The 18,472-nt window shown below is 62.9% G+C and carries 14 protein-coding genes; 1 reads left to right on the top strand and 13 read right to left on the bottom strand.

The features are described from left to right. Positions 1 to 21 precede the first annotated feature (21 nt). From OUZ30_RS02295 to OUZ30_RS02250, 10 genes are all read right to left on the bottom strand, one after another. A complete protein-coding gene (locus tag OUZ30_RS02295) occupies positions 22 to 1,548 on the bottom strand; it encodes an efflux transporter outer membrane subunit (RefSeq protein ID WP_266180551.1) in 1,527 nt (508 codons plus the stop codon). Between the two features lie 2 nt (positions 1,549 to 1,550). After that, positions 1,551 to 4,646: an efflux RND transporter permease subunit gene (locus OUZ30_RS02290; RefSeq protein ID WP_266180550.1), complete on the bottom strand. Its 3,096-nt coding sequence runs from the start codon at positions 4,644 to 4,646 to the stop codon at positions 1,551 to 1,553. After that, positions 4,639 to 5,757, bottom strand: a complete 1,119-nt coding sequence (locus tag OUZ30_RS02285) for an efflux RND transporter periplasmic adaptor subunit (protein WP_266180549.1) — start codon at positions 5,755 to 5,757, stop codon at positions 4,639 to 4,641. The genes OUZ30_RS02290 and OUZ30_RS02285 overlap by 8 nt, the downstream gene beginning before the upstream one ends. Before the next feature lie 275 nt (positions 5,758 to 6,032). Then, entirely contained in the window at positions 6,033 to 7,688 is a 1,656-nt protein-coding gene (locus OUZ30_RS02280; protein WP_266180548.1) for a Na/Pi cotransporter family protein, read from the bottom strand. 174 nt (positions 7,689 to 7,862) lie between these two features. Then, on the bottom strand, positions 7,863 to 10,529 hold the full coding sequence (gene mgtA / locus OUZ30_RS02275; RefSeq protein ID WP_266180547.1) for a magnesium-translocating P-type ATPase: 2,667 nt from the start codon (positions 10,527 to 10,529) through the stop codon (positions 7,863 to 7,865). Positions 10,530 to 10,698: 169 nt separating this feature from the next. Then, positions 10,699 to 10,944 carry a hypothetical protein gene (locus tag OUZ30_RS02270; protein WP_266180546.1) on the bottom strand — a complete coding sequence of 82 codons (246 nt, stop codon included), beginning with the start codon at positions 10,942 to 10,944 and terminating at the stop codon, positions 10,699 to 10,701. A gap of 801 nt (positions 10,945 to 11,745) precedes the next feature. After that, entirely contained in the window at positions 11,746 to 12,651 is a 906-nt protein-coding gene (gene cyoE, locus OUZ30_RS02265; protein WP_266180544.1) for a heme o synthase, read from the bottom strand. A gap of 2 nt (positions 12,652 to 12,653) precedes the next feature. Next, complete coding sequence (locus OUZ30_RS02260) at positions 12,654 to 13,820, bottom strand: COX15/CtaA family protein (RefSeq protein WP_266180543.1); 1,167 nt, start codon at positions 13,818 to 13,820, stop codon at positions 12,654 to 12,656. Continuing rightward, complete coding sequence (locus tag OUZ30_RS02255) at positions 13,820 to 14,389, bottom strand: hypothetical protein (protein ID WP_266180542.1); 570 nt, start codon at positions 14,387 to 14,389, stop codon at positions 13,820 to 13,822. Before OUZ30_RS02255 ends, OUZ30_RS02260 begins: the two co-directional genes overlap by 1 nt. After that, positions 14,386 to 15,126: an SURF1 family protein gene (locus OUZ30_RS02250; RefSeq protein WP_266180541.1), complete on the bottom strand. Its 741-nt coding sequence runs from the start codon at positions 15,124 to 15,126 to the stop codon at positions 14,386 to 14,388. The genes OUZ30_RS02255 and OUZ30_RS02250 overlap by 4 nt, the downstream gene beginning before the upstream one ends. A 59-nt stretch (positions 15,127 to 15,185) precedes the next feature. Here OUZ30_RS02250 and OUZ30_RS02245 point away from each other — a divergent pair, with 59 nt between their 5' ends. Beyond that, a complete protein-coding gene (locus OUZ30_RS02245) occupies positions 15,186 to 15,401 on the top strand; it encodes a twin transmembrane helix small protein (protein ID WP_266151663.1) in 216 nt (71 codons plus the stop codon). Between the two features lie 237 nt (positions 15,402 to 15,638). Here OUZ30_RS02245 and OUZ30_RS02240 read toward each other — a convergent pair whose 3' ends face one another. From OUZ30_RS02240 to ctaD, 3 genes are all read right to left on the bottom strand, one after another. Further along, entirely contained in the window at positions 15,639 to 16,520 is an 882-nt protein-coding gene (locus OUZ30_RS02240) for a cytochrome c oxidase subunit 3 (RefSeq protein ID WP_266180540.1), read from the bottom strand. Between the two features lie 114 nt (positions 16,521 to 16,634). After that, complete coding sequence (locus OUZ30_RS02235) at positions 16,635 to 16,766, bottom strand: hypothetical protein (RefSeq protein ID WP_266180539.1); 132 nt, start codon at positions 16,764 to 16,766, stop codon at positions 16,635 to 16,637. Positions 16,767 to 16,815: 49 nt separating this feature from the next. After that, positions 16,816 to 18,432 (bottom strand): cytochrome c oxidase subunit I, encoded by a 1,617-nt coding sequence (gene ctaD, locus OUZ30_RS02230; RefSeq protein ID WP_266180538.1) that lies wholly within the window; start codon positions 18,430 to 18,432, stop codon positions 16,816 to 16,818. Positions 18,433 to 18,472 lie beyond the last annotated feature (40 nt).

Genomic DNA, 18,472 nt, shown 5'->3' with positions numbered 1-18,472 from the left:
GGAGATAGCCAATGTGATGCCTCAGTGCCGACTTTCGGGAGCAGCAGCCGCAGTCGCATCGGACACATCCTGGCGGTTCCACCAGCCACCGCCAAGCGCCTGGAACAACGCCACGGTATCGGCATAGCGGTTCGCCTGCGCCTGGATCAGCGCGATCTCCGCCTGCCGCCAGGTCAGTTCCGCATTGAGCAGCGTCGCTTCGCTGATATCACCCAGGCCGAGCTGATGCTGTGCGATCTCCAAGCTGCGCGCCGCCGCGCGCTCGGCGCGCTCCGCCGCCACCAGCGCTTCGGCATCGGCATTCACCGCGTGCAGTACGTCCGCTACGTCCTGTACGGCGGAGATCACCGTGCTCCGATACTGTGCTGCGCTCTGCCGATAGGTCGCCTCGGCGGCACGCTGCTTATGCTTCAGCGTTCCGCCGTCGAAGATCGGCGCCGCGATATTCGCACCGAGATTCCAGAACCCCGTGCCGGTGCCCAGCAAGTTGCTGGCACTATCCGCGGCACTGCCGATATTCGCCGTGATCTGCACATTGGGTAACCGGTTTGCGATGGCGACACCGACTTGCGCACTGGCCGCGTGCAACTGCTCGTCAGCTATGCGCACATCAGGGCGCTGCTCGACCAGCCGGGCAGGCAAGCTCAGTGGCAGTTGGTTCGGCAGCTGCAAACCGTCCAGCGTAAAGCGGGCATCCATGCTGTCGCTTGGCATGCGGCCGCTGAGCGCGGCCAGCAGGTCGCGCTGCTGGGCCAGTTGCTTTTCGAGCGGCGGCAAGCTGGCCCGGCTCTGTTCGAGCGCTGCCTGCTGTGCTGCCAGCGCCGCTTCGGACGCGTCGCCAAGAGCAAGCTGCCGTTGCAGCGTCGTCATGATCCGTTGCTGGTCATCGATGATGTGTTGGATAGCGTCGATCTGTGCACGCAACGAGGCTTCCTGGATCGCCGCGTTGACCAGGTTGCTGGTCAGCGTGAGGTAGGTCGCCTCCAGCTGGAATCGTTGTGCGTTCGCCTCCGCCACCAGGGACTCCACCTGGCGGCGGTTACCGCCCCACAGGTCCGGCGAGTACGACACGCTGACCTGCGCGGTGGTGAGGTTGTACAGCGTGCTGTTGGAGGCGACGTTGCTGGACAACACCGAGCCGGTCTTCTGCCGAGTCGGGTCGACACTGGCACTGACACTGGGGAAGAACGCGCCGCGCTGTGCGCGGACGTTCTCCCATGCCGCCTGCAAGGCCGCATGGGCCGCTTCGACATCGGCATTGTGCTTCAGCGCGTCGTCGATCAACGCATTCAGCGGCGTGGAATGGAACAACGTCCACCATTGGCCTGGAATGTCCATGTCCTGCACCCACTGCTGCGCACCGCCACCCGTCCCGGACGTTGATGCCGTGGTCTGCGGCATCGCCGTAGGTGCGTAATCATGCGCGGCAGGAGCATTCGGGCGCTTGTAATCCGGCCCCACGGCGCATGCGCTGAGCGTGAGTGCGATAGCCAGGGCAAGCAAGCTGCGCTTGCCACGACGAGTCGTTGCGCGGTTGATGATGTGCATGGTCAAACCCCCGTCGCCGGTGCTGCGCGACGCTTGTGCTTCTCGATAAAGCGCTCCATCCCGAAATAGCAGCCGGGCAGGATGTACAAGGTGAGCAAGGTGGCAATCGGCAGGCCGCCGACGACCACGGTGGCCAGGCCGCGCTGCACGTCCGTACCAATACCCGTGGCGAGCGCCGCCGGCAGCATGCCCACACTGGCGACGGTGGCGGTCATCAGCACCGGACGGAAGCGCTCCGTCGCACCGGCCAATACCGCCTCCTCCAGCGGCAGCCCTTCCTTTCGAACGCGATTGATGTTCGACACCATGATGATGCCGTTCTGTACCGCCACACCGAACAAGGCGATGAATCCGACCGCCGTAGCGATGTTCAACGTCTCGCCGCGCAGATGCAGCGATATCAGTCCCCCCACGGCCGCCAGCGGGACTACGGCCAGCACCAGGAACGCCTGGTGAAGCTTGCCGAACTCGGCAAACAACAGCACCGCCATGATCGCCAGCACCAGTCCCATCACCACGATCAGGCGCGCCTGCGCGCGCTGCTGGTTCTCGAACGTGCCAGCCCATTCGAGTTGATAGTTCTGTTTATTGAAGTGAACCTTCGCATCGATTTGCCTTTGCGCATCATTGAGGTACTCCGACAACGCGCGGTCGCGGTTGTCGATGCGTATGGTCAGCTGACGATGGCTCTGCTCATGCGAGATCGTGCTCTCGCCCATCGCCAAGCCGATATGCGCCACCTGCTTCAGGGGGATCTGCGCGCCGCCAGCGGAGGTCAATGGCAACTGCCCAATCGCCTCGATATTGTTGGCGATGGCATTGGGCACGCGAGCCGTGACGTTGTAGATGCGATCGGCCACAAAGACCTGCGCCATCGGTGAGCCACCGATGGCCGTTTGAATAAGGCTGCTGATGTCGGCGATGTTGATGCCGTAACGTGCCGCCGCCTCGCGATCCGCCGTGATGGCCAGCTGAGGGATCGGTGGCTCCTGGAAGATCGACGCCTCGGCCGTGCCTCGCACGTTCTTCAGCACATCGACGATCTCGCCACCGATGCGCCGCAGCTCCTTGAAGTCATCGCCATAGATGCGCAACACCAGCGGGCTATGCGCACCTCCGATCATGTCGTTCTCGCCATCCACGATCGGTTGGCTGATACCCACGCTGATGCCGGGCATCTGCTGCATGCGCGCATTGAACCGGCGCAGGAATTCCGCCTTGCTCTCACCGCTCGCCCAGGTGTTGTACGGCTTGAGGCCAACGCCGGATTCGACGTGTGATGGCGTCCAGGGGTCCGTGCCGGAATCGTTGCGGCCAAGCTGCGTCACCACATAGGAAACTTCGGGAAACTCGCGCACGGCACGGCGCAGGTCGGCCGCCATCGCACTGGCCTTGTCCAGCGAAATTCCGGACGGCATCTGCACCTGCAACCACAACGCGCCTTCATCCAGCTCAGGTAGAAACTCGCGCCCGATGGTGGCCCCGAGTGCCAGCACGCCTAGGAAAGTCACACCAGCAGCCGTATAGGCCACCGGCAGTCGGTGCATCAGCCGCCCAAGGCTGGCGCTATAGGCCGCCTGCAGTCTTTCCAGCGGCTTGTTGTGAAACATTTTGCGTGGCTTGCGCAGCGCGATATAGGCGAGCCCAGGCGTCAAGGTCACCGTGCACAGCAAGGCGGCCAGCAAGGCATAGCCCACGGTGAAAGCCATCGGGCGGAACAGCTTGCCTTCCGCATGCTCGAAGGCAAACAACGGCAGATAGGCCGTGATGATGATCAGGGTCGCAAAGAAGATCGAGCGGCCGACATGCTTGGTCACCGTCATCACATCGTCTTCGGTAAGCACCTCATTGGGCTTTTCCTCACGGCGACGCAGGATCGCCTCGGTGACCACGATGGTTCCGTCGACAATCACGCCGAAATCGATCGCGCCGAGCGAGAACAGATTCGCCGGCATATGGGTGAACTGCATCAGGATGAACACGGTCACCAGCGACATCGGTATCGCTACCGCGGCCACCAGGGCCGAACGCGGGCTGCCCAGGAACAGGATCAACACGATGCAGACGAGGCCCACGCCCTCCATCACCGTGCGGAAGACCTTCTCCTTGGTCGCGTTGACCAGATCGTCGCGATCGATATACGGGACGATGCGCACGTCCTGCGCCGCGAGCTGCTTGTTCAGCGCGTCGACCCTGGCGTGAATACCCTCCAGCACTCGCGAAGGGTTCTCGTACTTCAGCAGGTCGACGATGCCCTGGATCGTGTCGGGATTGTTGTCCTTGCCGAGAATGCCCTGGCGCACCTGGTGGCCATAGCGCAGCTTGCCCAGATCGCGTACGAATACCGGTACGCCATTGCTCTGCGTGACCACGATGTCGCCGAGCTCCTGCAGCGTATGCACCATGCCGATGCCGCGCACGATGTACGACTGCTCGCCGCGTGTGATGCGACTGCCGCCCGCATTGGATGTATTGGCCGAGATCGCGCTGCTGACCTGATTCACGCTGACGCCGAAGCGCAGCAGCTGTGCAGGATTTAGCTCCAGCTGGAACTCCTTGGTGAAGCCCCCGAAGATGTCGACATTGGCCACACCGGGAACCTTCTCCAGGGCAGGAACGATCACCCAAGTCTGCAACTCGGACAGCTGCATCAGGTTCTTGCTGTTGGACTCCAGCGTATAGCGGTAGATCTCGCCGGCCGGACCGGACACCGGATCGAGCCCAGGAGTGATGCCGGGAGGCAGGCTGACCTGACTGAGCCGCTCCGTGATGCGCTGGCGCGACCAGTAATCCTCCGCCCCATCCTTGAACACCATGGTGATCAGCGACAGGCCGAAGGTGCTGCTGGAGCGCATGCTCACCAGCCCGGGCGTGCCGGCAAGGCCACGCTCAAGTGGCGTGGTGATCTGCTGCTCGATTTCTTCGGCGGCCAGCCCTGGCACCTGGGTGGTGACCTGGGCGGTGACATCGCTCAACTCCGGATAGGCCTCGATCGCCAGCTGGGTCCAGGAGTAATAGCCGAAGCACGCGACGAGGATCGTCACGACGAAGAACAACATGCGCTTCTGGAAACAGAACTGGAAGATCGCATTAATCATTGAGCAGGACTCCGCCCCTAACGATCACGCGGTCGCCTGCCTTCAGGCCCTTGGTCACGCGCGCGCCTTCGGTCTCCGAATAGCTGAGTTCGACCGTGCGACGCTCGAACGCCCACGGCGAGACTTCGACGAACACGCTGATGTTGTCGTTGTTCATCAGCAAGGCCGACTCCGGCACCATGACCTGCGGCGGCTGCGGAATATGGAAACTCGCCTCGGCGAACATGTTCGGCTTCAGCCGTCCATCCGGATTGGCGACGGCGACACGCACCATGCTGCGGCGGGTATCTGCTTGCAGCACGGGACTGACAAAACTCACTTTTCCATGCACCACTTCGTCCGGGTAGGCGGACAGCGTGGCATCGACCTCCTGCCCCTTGGCCACCTGGCCAACCGCGCTCTCCGGCACATTGGCCGTGATCCACACGGTGTCGAGATTGGCGATGGACATCATGGCCGCCGTGGCGTCGTTGACATACACACCCGGCGACACTGACAACGCGGTGATGTAACCGCTGACCGGCGCGATGACCTGCATCGACCTCGCCACATGAGAACCCGCGCCACCCAGGGCCGCCAGACGCGTCTGCGCGCGATTGAATTCCGCCAGCGTCTGGTTGTAGCCACTTTGCGCTGCCTGCAGATCCTTCAGGGCGTTGCCGCCAGCCTGCTGCACACCGCGCGCGCGTTCCAGGCTCTTCTTTGCCAGGTCGAGCGCATCGTTGGCCTTGTCGACGTCGGCATAGGCCTGCGCCAGATCGCCCGAATCGATGACGGCCAACAGCTGACCACGATTGACGTGGTCACCCAGGCCGACTTTCAGCTCGACCACCTTGCCGGTCAGCGACGGCAGGACATTGGCCTGATGCGCCGGATCGACCTCGACTTGCGCCGGGAACGTCATGGCGTGCGGCATCTCGCGCATCTCGACAGCCTGGACGATCAGCTCGGCGCGCAGCGGGGACTTTTCCGGAATCCGCAGCACACCGTGATCCGCAATGACGTGGGGCGTTTGCGTAGATTCGTTCGCAGAGTGCGAGCAGGCAGCCAGGCTCAGCGACAGGGCGAGCGCGGCCGACAGGCAGGACAGATGTTTGGTAGTGAGATACATGACTTTCCCCTTTCGGGATGGAAACTCGAACGAAAGCGCCGCGATCACCAAGACCACAGAGCAGAGTTGTGCGACAGGGGAAAGACAAGGACGGAGAAGCTGCCCGAGATGCCCCGGTTTGCGGTCAAAGCCGTTGACGGCTACCGCATCCGGGCGCCTTCAGAACGAAGGGCACGCGTTCGCGGTATCAGGTCGGCGTATTCAGAATTGACGGGTCGCTTGAAGGACTAGGGTCCAAGGTCGGGTTTCTCCTCTAGCGGAACGTTTTCGATGAGTCATGCCGCGCCGGGGGCCACCGGCTCACGTACCAGGCGATCCTGCAACAGGCCAGCACGTTGCAGCGGCAGATAGGCCAGCGCTGCCAGGTGCGAATGCACGCGTTTGAGGTCGCGCAGGATGCGCAGGTAGACGTCGCCACCGCCGGCGTCACGGCGTTCGCGTAGTGCACGGACGTGTCGGTCCGACGCCTCATTCTCCAGGCGCCACAGCACTTCCTTGCGACCGATCAGTTGCTGCGCCGCGCGCAGGTCGCCACGCAGGAACACCGTCAGACCAAGGCGAAGGCTCTCCATCACTTGCGCATGCATGGCCGCAAGATCCTGGATATCGTCGGCGGAGAAGTCCTGCCCGCTCTGTGCCTTCTTGGCCGCAAACTCCATCAGGTTGTTCGCGGTGATGTCGCCGATGTGCTCGATGTTGATCACGAACGCGTGGATTTCCTGGCTGCGCTCGCCATCCTCTTCGTTCAAGGCTTCGCCACCGAGATCGGCCAGGTATTCGCGAATGGCCACACCGAGGCGATCCAACGAGGTGTCCATGCTACTGATCGCAGCAGCACGGGCGCGGTCGTCCTTGCCGAACACCTCGACCAGCCCCTTCAGCATGCCTTCGACCATGTCGGCCATGCGCATCGATTCGCGCACCGCGTTGGCCAAGGCCACATTGGCTGAATCCAGGGCGCCCGCGTCGAGGTATTGGGGTACGCCAGGGTCGTTGGGCTTCGGCGGTTCCGGCAGCAAGCGGACCAGCAGTCGCGCCAGACTCTGCACCGGCACGATGAAGATCAGTGCCAACACCAGATTGAAGGCCGTATGGAAATTCACCACGATGCGCGCCGGCGATGCACCGAGCGGCACCAGCCAGTGCGCCAGCAGCGGCAGGATGGGCAGGCAGACAATGCAGCCGAAGCCACGCACCATCAAATTGCCCATCGGCAAGCGACGGGCTACTGGCGTGTGGGCTTCCAGCAACGCGGGGATCGTGCCACCCAGGTTGGCACCCAGCACCAAGGCCAGGGCGCCTGGCGCGTCGATCACGCCGGCGCTGGCCAGCGACACGATCAACAACACCACCGCCACGCTCGAATGACAGGCCCAGGTAAGCAAGGCCGCCACCAGCATGGCAAGCACCGGTTCGCTGGCCAGGCTCTGCAGAATCGCATGCAGTACCTGCGCGTTTTCCACCGGCGCCATCGCGACCACCAGCAGATGCAGCGCGAGCAGCATGAGGCCCAGGCCGATCGCCACCCGCCCGATGTTCTCGTAACTCACATCGTCGCTGCGGCGATGGATGGTGAAACCGATCAGGATCAGCACCGGCGCCACGATCGAGATGTCGAACGACATCACCTGCACGATCAGGGTCGTACCGACGTTGGCTCCCAGCATCACGGCCAGCCCCGGCGCCAAGCCCAGGAAGCCACTGGCGGCAAACGAGGTGGCCATCAGGCCCGTGGCGGTGCTGCTCTGTAGGATCGCGGTGACGCACACGCCAAAACCGAACGCCGCCGGGCGATGGCCCAGATAGCGTCCCATCCAGCGACGCAGCGCACTGCCATAGCCACGCAGCACGCCGCTGGTGACCATGTGCGTGCCCCACAGCAGCAGAGCCACGTAACCGGCAATGTCGAGTAGAGCGAAGGTGCCCTTCATGGCGTGGCCTCCTTGAAGCAAATCGAACGCGCGTCGCGTTCGCTCCTCCCTTGGCGGGAGGAGAGGTGATCATTCACGGGCACCGATGCAGGTGCCCTCGTCGTGTGCTGCAAGCAACGCAGCAAGCCATGAAACGCTTACCCTACGCTTTCGCCCCTTGCGAAAGCGGCAACGTCACAACCAGCGCCCGTAGCGTCGGATATAGATCAGCTTCACCAGCTGCGTCAGCACACAATAGGTCAGCACGGTGATCCCGACCCAGGCGAAGTACACCGCCGGCAGCGGGACCATGCCGAACTTGGCGCCCAGCCCCGTGAACGGCAGCACCATGCCGACCAGGATGGCCGCCACGGTCAGCGCCAGCACCGGTGCCGCAGCGATGCTCTGCACGAACGGGATCTTGCGGGTGCGGATCATGTGCACGATCAAGGTCTGCGTCAGCAGGCTCTCGACGAACCAGCCGGTCTGGAAGAACGACTGGTGTTCGGGCGAGTTGGCGCCGAAGACATGCCACAACAACCAGAACGTCGTGATGTCGAAGATCGAGCTGACCGGGCCAATCCACACCATGAAGCGGCCGATATCGCTGGCATCCCATTTGCGCGGCTTGCGCAGGTATTCCTCATCCATGCGGTCGAACGGGATCGACAGCTGCGAGGTGTGATAAAGCAGGTCGAGCACCAGCAGTTGCAGTGGCAACATCGGCAGGAACGGCAGGAACGCACTCGCCACCAGCACCGAGAACATGTTGCCGAAGTTGGAGCTGGCGGTCATCTTGATGTACTTGATGATATTGCCGAAGGTGATACGGCCTTCGATCACGCCTTCTTCCAGCACCATCAGGTTCTTTTCGAGCAAGATGATGTCGGCCGACTCCTTGGCGATGTCGGTGGCGGTATCCACCGAAATGCCCACGTCCGCCTCGCGCAACGCCGGCGCATCATTAATGCCGTCACCCAGGAAGCCCACCGTGTGCCCCTGGCGCTGCAACGACTTCACCACCCGCGCCTTTTGCAGCGGGGACATCTTGGCGAACACGGTCGTGCGCTTTACCAGTTCGTCCAGCTCGGCATCGTCGAGCGGCTCGATGTGTTTGCCCTGGGCAGAATGCTCCACATTCAGGCCCACTTCGCGGCAGATCTTGCGCGTCACCGCTTCGTTGTCACCGGTGATGACCTTCACCTCGACGCCATGATGATGCAGCGCCGCGATGGCCGTGCCGGCGGTGTCCTTCGGCGGATCGAGGAAGGCCAGGCAGCCCACGGCGATCAGGTCGCTTTCGTCGGCAACGCTGTAGGCCCGATGGGCCGGTGGCTGCTGTTTGATCGCCACCACCAGCACGCGCAGGCCGTCCTCGTTGAGATGGCGGGTCATCGCCTTGATTTCGGCGCGCATCTCGTCGGTCATCGGCAGGATCTCGTCGCCCGCCTTGGCATAGCCGCAAATCGACAGCATTTCCTCGACCGCGCCCTTGCACACCAGCAGCTCGTGGCCGTCGCCGTTGCTCACCACCACCGACATGCGGCGGCGTTGGAAATCGAACGGGATCTCGTCGACGATGGTGTAGTGCGCGGCGGTCGGCTCGAGGTCACGGTGCTCCAGCACCGCCTTGTCCATCAGATTCTTCAAACCCGTCTGGAAGCGGCTGTTGAGGTAACCGTATTCGAGCGCTTCTTCTGACTCCTCGCCGTACAGATCGAGATGTCGCTCCAGCACGATCTTGTCCAGTGTCAGCGTGCCGGTCTTGTCGGTACACAGCACGTCCATGGCGCCGAAGTTCTGGATCGCATTGAGACGCTTCACCACGACCTTGCGACGCGACATCGCGATGGCGCCCTTGGCCAGGTTCGCGGTGACGATCAACGGCAGCATTTCCGGGGTCAGGCCGACCGCCACCGACAATGCGAACAGGAACGCCTGCAGCCAATCGTGCTTGTCCAGGCCGTTGATGACGAAAACGATCGGCACCATCACCGCCATAAAGCGGATCAACAGCCAGCTGACGCTCTTAACGCCACGATCGAAACTGGTCTGCACGCGCTGACCAACTACGGTGCGCGCCAGCGAGCCCAGGTAGCTACGCGAACCGGTCGCCACGACGACGGCCGCAGCCGTACCGCTGACCACGTTGGTGCCCATGTAGCAAACCGTAGCCAGATCCAGCGGATTGTCCGCAGCGCCCTGCTCCGCTTCATCGGAAACGGCCCCATGCGGTGGCGCCGACTTCTCTACCGGCAGCGATTCGCCCGTGAGAATGGCCTGGCTGATGAACAGATCTTTGGCACTGAGTAGCCGCAGGTCGGCGGGCACCATGTCGCCAGCAGCGAGATGCACGATGTCGCCCGCGACGAGTTCCGCCACCGGCACCTCGATACGCTCGCTATGGCCGTCCGAGGCACGACGCGTAACCGTGGCGGTGTTGCGCACCATCGCCTTGAGTTTCTCGGCGGCCTTGGACGAACGGTATTCCTGGGTGAAACTGAGGAACACACTGATGCCGACCATCACCGAAATGATGGTTGGGCCGGTGAGGTTGGTGCGGTCCGTGGCCAACTGCACACCGGCCAGCACCAACAGCACGACGATGAACGGGTTCTTGAACGCGTGCAGCAGCTGAAGCGCCCAATGCGGCGGCTTCTCATGCGAAACCTCGTTCACGCCGTCGCGATCCAGCCGCTCGGCGATCTGTTCCTCGTTGAGGCCACTGACGCTGGTATCGAGCGCGGCAAGCAGCGCCTCGTTGTGACGAAATGCTTCCAACGCAACGGTAATGCGCAACGGGGCCGGCGCGCCTTTGCTAGCCGCCTTGGTTGTGACGGTCTGGGTGGAGGGCTTGAACATGACTCGCTTCCGTGAAATCGGTGACAGCTGATGCGGACCAGCGAGCCGGCGGGATCATCCCGCGCGTGACGCCAATGCCTGCGTTACGACCTTCGTCGCGATCGAAACCACGGGGCTGGTGGAGGCCAGCCCTTGCGCAGGACTTCGATGCGAGCCGACGACGGCTTCATCAGTGACTGGATACCAGCTGAAGATGACGCTGCGCTTGCGGCGGGACATGTTCGTGCCAACGGGCGACGGGGCGACCGCGGGAAGCATCGGCTTTCCAATGCATATCGATGACGGCCGGAGCCGCTGCGTCATGCAGCGGCGCGGGGACGGTGATCGTCCAGGAACGGCGGGATTCCGCACGGCGGCCGGCCAGCAACTGGCGTCCCGCGGTGCGCAGACGAAAGAAATCGCGAAGGAGCTTCATGGGCCCATCTCCTCGTAACGGCGCCAACGGCGCCATCAGAGGTGGGCCGGACTTCCCTAGTCTAGGAAAGCACCAGCCGACCGCAGGCGGTCGCCGCAGGCAATCAACTTGTTATGCAATGCCGGCACCCGATGCTCGCGGATGTCGACGTTGCGACTAGGGTAAACGTCCATATGCCTTTGTTTGGTAGGACAGAGGCCCACAGGGCGCTAGGCGCCAGGGGCTCGCGTATTGTCTTGCTGCGGTGCGGAAGTGTCAACCCGATGACAGCGCGATTAGGAACGAAAGTTGCTGCGCTTGAAGCGGGTGTGCATGGTGGGGCTGCGTTGATGGGGGATTTCGCAGGTTTGCCGCTCTACTCCTTCTCCCCTCCGGGGAGAAGGCCGGGATGAGGGGCGGGTGCTCGCGATCACGCTACAACCGAGCCATGTCGCCAGCTCAGTTGCGACATGGCAGCAATCCCACGCTTTAAGCCCTCTCCGCCTCGGCGCGTTGCGGTGTAGCCGCTGTGTGTCGGCCGTGGGCCGCCACCTATCTGGCTGGCCACACCCGTCAGGCTCGTATCCAACGTAATGCTATGAGCTCTTCAGGCCATTTTCTTTGGGTTACTTTTCTTTTGGGCCAGCAAAAGAAAAGTGACTCGGCTGCCGGCAGGCAGTCGAAACGCCCGCTGCGTAAGCGGCAAGCTGGCGGCCACGCTTAGTTGTCGCGTTGTCGCGAGCACCTGCCCCCTCATCCCAGCCTTCTCCCCGCTGGGGAGAAGGAGCCACAGCGCGCCAACAGTCAGCGACCGCCAGTAGGCTAAGCCGCCTTCTGCAACACCATCCCCTGCTGCAGCAACGGCTCCATCACCCAATGATCCACCAGCAGGAAAGCGAACAGCGCCATCAGGTACACGATGGAATAGTTGAACACCTTCATCGCGAAAAACTCGTCCGGCGGATTCAACAGACGCACGGCGTAATAAAGAAAGCCCGCGCCCAGCACCACGGCGCCACCCAGGTAGACCAGGCCGCTATAACCCGTCAGCGCCGGCAACAGTGTCACCAGCACCAACAGGATCGTGTAGAACAGCACATGCCAGCGCGTGAAGACCACGCCATGGGTAACCGGCAGCATCGGCACCTGGGCACGCGAGTAATCGTCACGACGGAAGATCGCCAGCGCCCAGAAATGCGGCGGCGTCCACACGAAGATGATCAGGCACAGCTGCAGCGCGAACGGATGCAACGCACCGGTCACCGCCGTCCAGCCCAGCACCGGTGGAATCGCGCCGGCGAGACCGCCGATCACGATGTTCTGCGGCGTGGCGCGCTTCAGATACGCGGTATAGATGACGGCGTATCCGATCAAGCCACCGAAGGTCAGCAGGGCGGTAAGCGGATTGACCAGGAACACCAGGATCAACATCGACACCACGCCGAGCGCCAGCGCAAAGCTCAGCACCTGGCGCGGCGTGAGATGGCCGGTGGCCAGCGGACGATGCGCGGTGCGCGCCATCAGCTTGTCGATGCGCTGGTCGATCAGGTGATTGAATGCGGCGGCCGAACCGGATGCCATCCAGATACCCAAGGTACCGAACACCAGTGCGCGCCACGGCGGAATGCCGGGTACGGCCAGGAACATGCCGATGACAGCACAGAACACCAGCAGCGCGACGACGCGCGGCTTGGTCAGTTCCAGATACTCGTGGAAACGGCTGCTCATCGTCAGTGATGTCCGAAGGAGAAAGTCAGGGCGTCGTCATGACGACGCTGCGTGCGCGCCAGCGTGGCGAGCAAGGTGAACAACAACAGCGCCGCAACACCATTGTGCAGCGTGGCCACCGGCAACGGCAGACCAAAATGCACGTTGCTGATGCCGAGCAAGACCTGGGTGACCAGCACCACGGCAATGGCCAGTCCCTGCCCGCGCAGACCCCGGCGCGACGTGCGATGCGACAGCCAGGCGAGGTAGCAGAACACCACGAGGGCGCCGATACGGTGCGCGATCTGGATCGCGCTGCGCGCTGCCATATCGAGCACGCCGCCCTCGTAGTTCACGCCAATGCCACGCCACAACACGAAGCCTTCACGAAAATCGGTCGGCGGTGCCCACTGGCCCAGGCACTTGGGGAAGTCCGTGCCGCAAGCCAGCGCGGCGTAGTTCGAGGACGTCCAGCCACCCAGTGCGATCTGCGCCAGCAACAGCACGATGCCCAGCACCACCGCCTTGCGCAGGCCGGCATAGCGTTCGTCGTTGACACCCACGCCGGCGAAGCGCAGCGCCGCATAAGCCAGGAGCGCGAACGTGGTGATGCCGCCCATGAGGTGGCCCATCACCACGATCGGCTTCAGCAGCAAGGTCACCGTCCACATACCGAGCATGGCCTGGAAGATGACCACGGCGAGCGCGAGCACGCTGATGCGCCATGCACCAGGTCGATGCAAGCCGATCGCCGCAAGCAGCGGCAAGCCGATGGCGAAACACGACAACACCAACGACCAGTGATGCTCGCCGCGCATATACAACGTGACACCTGCGGCGGCGAAGATCGCACCGAGGATCACCGCATAACGCGCCCACGGTCGACGCCAACTGGCGATCAGGGCCAGCGCGAAGACCAGGCTGCCCAGCGTGCCGGCGAGGAAGCGATGCACCTGCTCGCGCCAGGCCTTGTTCGTTTCGAACGGGCGATCCGGGAACGCTGCATTGGCCTGCACGATCTCGTGCGCGTGTTCCGGCCAACTCGCCTTGCCATAGCAGGTTGGCCAGTCGGGACACGACAAGCCGGCATTGGACAAGCGCACGAATGCACCAAACATCACCACGCCAAACGCGAACACGGCAGCCAGCAGGGCCAGGCCGCGCAGGATTCTCAGGGAACGGGACGCCATCAGCGGATGACCTTCTGCAGATCCTTGCGCAATCCGGAGGGATCGAAGCCAGCAGGATAGAGCGACAACGCCGTGCCATCGGACTCCACCAGCAACGCGGCCACGCTGTCGGGCCTGCCGGGGCGGAACGGTGCCAACCGGTCCTTGCTGTCCTGGCCCAGCTGCCAATAGCTGCTCATGCCGCTGCTGGACGCATCGGCCGGGGGCTTACCCACATAGAGCAGGCGCAGGCGCGGTGCGTTCTGGTTGAGCGTAATGCGCGCAGCGGCCATCTTGGTCAGCACGTCCAGGCACTGCGCGGCGCAGTCCGGCCCCGCAAGGGCGACCAGGGTCAATTGCGGTTCCTCGGCGCGCCATGCCCACGACTGGCCGTTGGCCAGCGTCACCTGCAGCTGCTCGGTGGCGAAGTTGCGCTGCGGCTCGATCGGCTGACCGTTGGCCTTGCCGCTCGGCTGCCATCCAATCACGGTGAGCACGCCAGCAGCCAGCATGGGCGCGGCGAACACCAACATGATCAGTAGAAGCTTGAGGCGACTCGCGCGTAGGGCAACGGGATCTGGCGTATTCATGACTTGTCCGACGGTGTCGTGGGGCGGCGGCGATGCAGCACCAGCAGGATCACCACGGCCGCCACGGCAAAGGTGAACCATTGAAAAGCATAGGCACGATGCCGGGCAGGCGGCATCGAGGAGAAATCGAGCAGATGTTCGCGCACGAAGATCGCAGCAGGGTCCGCGTCCAGCGCCAGCACCTGCGGGTATAGCTGCGTGCCCAGATCGGTCGATACCTGTGACAGGTTGAGGTAGATCGTGGTCTTGGGCCAGTGCGACTGGCGCGCCAGCGCATCGCCGCCCATCTCGAAGCCGACGCCCGGGGGCGGCAGGTACAGGCCCTGCAGGGTTTGCTCGCCCAAGGGCAGCGGCGGCAACTGCGTCGCCTGATCCGTACCGTTGCCGGGCAGAAAGCCCAGGTCCACCAGCAGCACGCGCTCGCCATCATGCGGACGGAAAGGCGCATAGACTTCCACGCCGCCGCGCTGGTCATGCTTCGGATTGTCGAGCAGGTAGGCGCGATCGGCGAGGTATTCGCCCTGCACATGGACCCGCGCAAAGGCGTTGGCGGGCGGCACCAAGGCCACTGCGGCAAAATCGCGCGGCTGTGCCGAATCCGCCGCGGCATACCGTCGCAGAAGTTCGTCCTTTTCGTCCGCACGATGCAGCTGCCACACGCCTAAGCGTATGAACAGCAAGGCGCCGGCCGCCGTGAGCAGCAGCGCGAACCAGGAGGGGCGGCGCAACCACTTCACGCGGAGGCACCGCATACGGCCGCTATACTGCGGATGTCTAAAGCGTTCGGACCTATCACGTGGAAACCATCTACAAATATGCGCTGGTGATCCTGCTGTTGGTGGTGCTGTTCAATCTCGGTCAAGCCCTGTTTTTCATGATGACCGACAAGGACGGCAGCAAGCGCACGGTGTGGGCGTTGACCCGCCGTATCGGGCTGTCGGTGCTGCTCATCCTGATGGTCGTGTTCGGCATCTGGATGGGCTGGATACACCCGCACGGCGTGGGTCAGTAATTGTAACGCCCCGGTGCCGCCAGCGCTTTGCATGCGACACCGTGTTGGAACGAAGGCCCGCCCTTGGCGGGCCTTCGCTTTTCTTATGTAGGAGCGCACGCAGTGCGGGGGAGCCAACGTAGCGGTGACGCCGTGATCGCGCACTGGGTGCGCTCCTACTTGAGGCCCCGAGTCGGCACGGTTTCCCACAAAAAAGCCCGCCTTCCGGCGGGCTTTTTGTCGTGACGCCTGGGCGCCTCAGAGAATGTAGACGAACATGAACAGGCCCAGCCACACCACGTCGACGAAGTGCCAGTACCAGGCCACCGCCTCGAAGGCGAAATGGTGGTCCTTGCTGAAATGGCCCTTGGCCACGCGCAGCCAGATGATCGCCAGCATGATCGTGCCCAGCGTCACGTGCATGCCGTGGAAGCCGGTGAGCATGAAGAAGGTCGAACCATAGACACCGCTATGCAGGGTCAGGTTGAGCTCCCGGTAGGCTTCCATGTACTCGTGCGCTTGGAAGTACAGGAAGGTGGCGCCCAGCAGCACGGTGAGACCGAGGAACAGCAGGATCTTGCCGCGATGGCCGACCTTCAGCGCATGGTGCGCAATCGTTACCGTAACGCTGGAGCTAAGCAGGATCAGCGTGTTCAGCAGTGGCAGGCCCCACGGAGCCACGGTCTGGAAGTCACCGCCGACATGACCCGGACCGGTGTTGCTGCCCCACGCCGCCGTGTAGTCGTTCCACAGGAACTGATGGGTCAGCACGCCGTGGCCTTCACCGCCCAGCCACGGCACTGCGAACATGCGGGCATAGAACAGTGCGCCGAAGAAAGCGCCGAAGAACATCACTTCGGAGAAGATGAACCACATCATGCCCATGCGGAACGAACGGTCCACCTGGCTGTTGTAGCTGCCGGCCAGCGATTCGCGGATCACTGAGCGGAACCAGCCGAAGAACATCAGCAGGATGCCGACGAAACCAATCGTCAGCATGGTCTTGCCGAAGCCGGCCTCACCCGGAGGTGCGTTCAGCCAGCGCGCGGCACCGAACACGGTGACGAACATGACGACTGCGGCCACGATCGGCCAATAACTCTTGGCCGGTACGAAATATGCGTCTTGCTGATGACCCATGGTGAGACCCCGTGGATTTCTCTTGTTTACTTCCGCCCCCGCCGAAGTGCGCGGGGAACTTCAACCCGGAACGCCTCACCGGCGCCACGGAGGAATAACGATTGCAGTCACGCGTTACGAGTAATGCAGCCCTTGCAGGATCGATAGCAGGAACAACGCCACGGCGACGGCGCCGACTACCAGGGCCGTGCGTCGCACGCCTTTCTGGCGCGCTTCCTTGATCAGATCGTTCGACAGCTGATTCATCTAATGCGTTTCCACCCGCCCCGGCCAAGACCGGAGCGGTAGTCATGGATCAATCTTCGACGTGGCCGTGAGCCAGCTCGTGATCATGGATCACCGGCGGCACATCGAAGGTGTGATGCGGCGCTGGCGACGGCACGGTCCATTCCAGACCCTTGGCGCCTTCCCATACACGGTCGGCGGCCTTCTTCTTGGAGAACCACAGCGCGTGGATGATCACGCCGAGGAAGATCAGCTGCGAGGCGCCGAACAGGAAGCCGCCGATGGAGCTGATCATGTTGAAGTTGGCGAAGGCGACGTTGTAGTCAGGGATGCGGCGCGGCATGCCGGCCAGACCCAGGAAGTGCTGCGGGAAGAACAACACGTTCACCCAGATCACGCTGTTCCAGAAATGGATCTTGCCCCACATCTCCGAGTACATGTGGCCGGTCCATTTCGGCAGCCAGTAGTACGTCGCGGCGATGATGGCGAAGATCGCGCCGGTCACCAGCACGTAGTGGAAGTGCGCCACCACGAAGTAGGTGTCGTGATACTGGAAGTCGGCCGGCGCCAGCGCCAGCATCAGGCCGGAGAAGCCGCCGATGGTGAACAGGATCACGAACGCGATCGCGAACAGCATCGGTGTCTCGAAGGTCATCGAGCCGCCCCACATGGTGCTGACCCAGTTGAACACCTTCACGCCCGTCGGTACCGCGATCAGCATCGTGGCGTACATGAAGAAGATCTCGCCGCCCAGCGGCAGACCCACGGCGAACATGTGGTGCGCCCACACGATGAACGACAGGAAGGCGATCGAGGCAATCGCGAACACCATCGCCTTGTAGCCAAAGATCGGCTTGCGCGCGAAGGTCGGAATGATCTCTGAAACCAGGCCAAAAGCCGGCAGGATCATGATGTAGACCTCGGGGTGACCGAAGAACCAGAAGATGTGCTGGAACAGGATCGGATCACCGCCACCGGCGGCATTGAAGAAGTTGGTGCCGAAATACTTGTCGGTGAGCAGCATGGTCACCGCACCAGCCAGCACCGGCATCACTGCGATCAGCAGGAACGCCGTGATCAGCCAGCTCCACACGAACACCGGCATCTTGAGCAGGTCCATGCCCGGCGCGCGCATGTTGAGGATGGTCGCGATGATGTTGATCGCGCCCATGATCGAGCTGATACCCATCAAGTGCACCGCGAACACCACGTAGGCGGTCGAACTGCCCTGCAGCGACAGCGGTGGGTACATGGTCCAGCCACCGGCGGGACCACCACCCGGCAGGAACAGCGTGGAAAGCAGCAGCGCGAAGGCGAACGGCAGGATCCAGAACGACAGGTTGTTCATGCGCGGCAACGCCATGTCCGGCGCACCGACCATCAACGGAATCATCCAGTTGCCCAGGCCCACGAAGGCCGGCATGACGGCGCCGAAGATCATGACCAGCGCATGCATCGTGGTCATTTCATTGAAGAAGTACGGCTGCACCAGCTGCAGGCCGGGCTTGAACAGTTCGGCGCGGATCACCATGGCGAAGCTGCCGCCGATGAAGAACATCAGCAGCGAGAAAACCAGGTACAGGGTGCCGATGTCCTTGTGGTTCGTGGACATGCACCAGCGGACGAAGAAGTTCTTCGGCGCGCCGTGATGATCGTCGTGGTGGTCGTGAGTGGCTGCGTGAGCCATGGCCTTGCACCTCTACCTAAATGCGGAAACGGTTAAGCGG

It is taken from the genome of Dyella humicola (assembly GCF_026283945.1).
Classification (GTDB): Bacteria; Pseudomonadota; Gammaproteobacteria; order Xanthomonadales; family Rhodanobacteraceae; genus Dyella; species Dyella humicola.
Note: the sequence above shows the minus strand (reverse complement) of the source record. Positions and strands in the feature narration are given on the sequence as shown.

What these genes read in the sequence shown, in the direction of transcription:
- OUZ30_RS02260 (WP_266180543.1), bottom strand. Translation starts at nt 13,820, where the DNA reads ATGGCGTCCCGTTCCCTGAGAATCCTGCGCGGCCTGGCCCTGCTGGCT.
- OUZ30_RS02285 (WP_266180549.1), bottom strand. Translation starts at nt 5,757, where the DNA reads ATGTATCTCACTACCAAACATCTGTCCTGCCTGTCGGCCGCGCTCGCC.
- OUZ30_RS02295 (WP_266180551.1), bottom strand. Translation starts at nt 1,548, where the DNA reads ATGCACATCATCAACCGCGCAACGACTCGTCGTGGCAAGCGCAGCTTG.
- OUZ30_RS02240 (WP_266180540.1), bottom strand. Translation starts at nt 16,520, where the DNA reads ATGGGTCATCAGCAAGACGCATATTTCGTACCGGCCAAGAGTTATTGG.
- OUZ30_RS02280 (WP_266180548.1), bottom strand. Translation starts at nt 7,688, where the DNA reads ATGAAGGGCACCTTCGCTCTACTCGACATTGCCGGTTACGTGGCTCTG.
- mgtA (WP_266180547.1), bottom strand. Translation starts at nt 10,529, where the DNA reads ATGTTCAAGCCCTCCACCCAGACCGTCACAACCAAGGCGGCTAGCAAA.
- OUZ30_RS02255 (WP_266180542.1), bottom strand. Translation starts at nt 14,389, where the DNA reads ATGAATACGCCAGATCCCGTTGCCCTACGCGCGAGTCGCCTCAAGCTT.
- OUZ30_RS02235 (WP_266180539.1), bottom strand. Translation starts at nt 16,766, where the DNA reads ATGAATCAGCTGTCGAACGATCTGATCAAGGAAGCGCGCCAGAAAGGC.
- OUZ30_RS02270 (WP_266180546.1), bottom strand. Translation starts at nt 10,944, where the DNA reads ATGAAGCTCCTTCGCGATTTCTTTCGTCTGCGCACCGCGGGACGCCAG.
- ctaD (WP_266180538.1), bottom strand. Translation starts at nt 18,432, where the DNA reads ATGGCTCACGCAGCCACTCACGACCACCACGACGATCATCACGGCGCG.
- OUZ30_RS02290 (WP_266180550.1), bottom strand. Translation starts at nt 4,646, where the DNA reads ATGATTAATGCGATCTTCCAGTTCTGTTTCCAGAAGCGCATGTTGTTC.
- cyoE (WP_266180544.1), bottom strand. Translation starts at nt 12,651, where the DNA reads ATGAGCAGCCGTTTCCACGAGTATCTGGAACTGACCAAGCCGCGCGTC.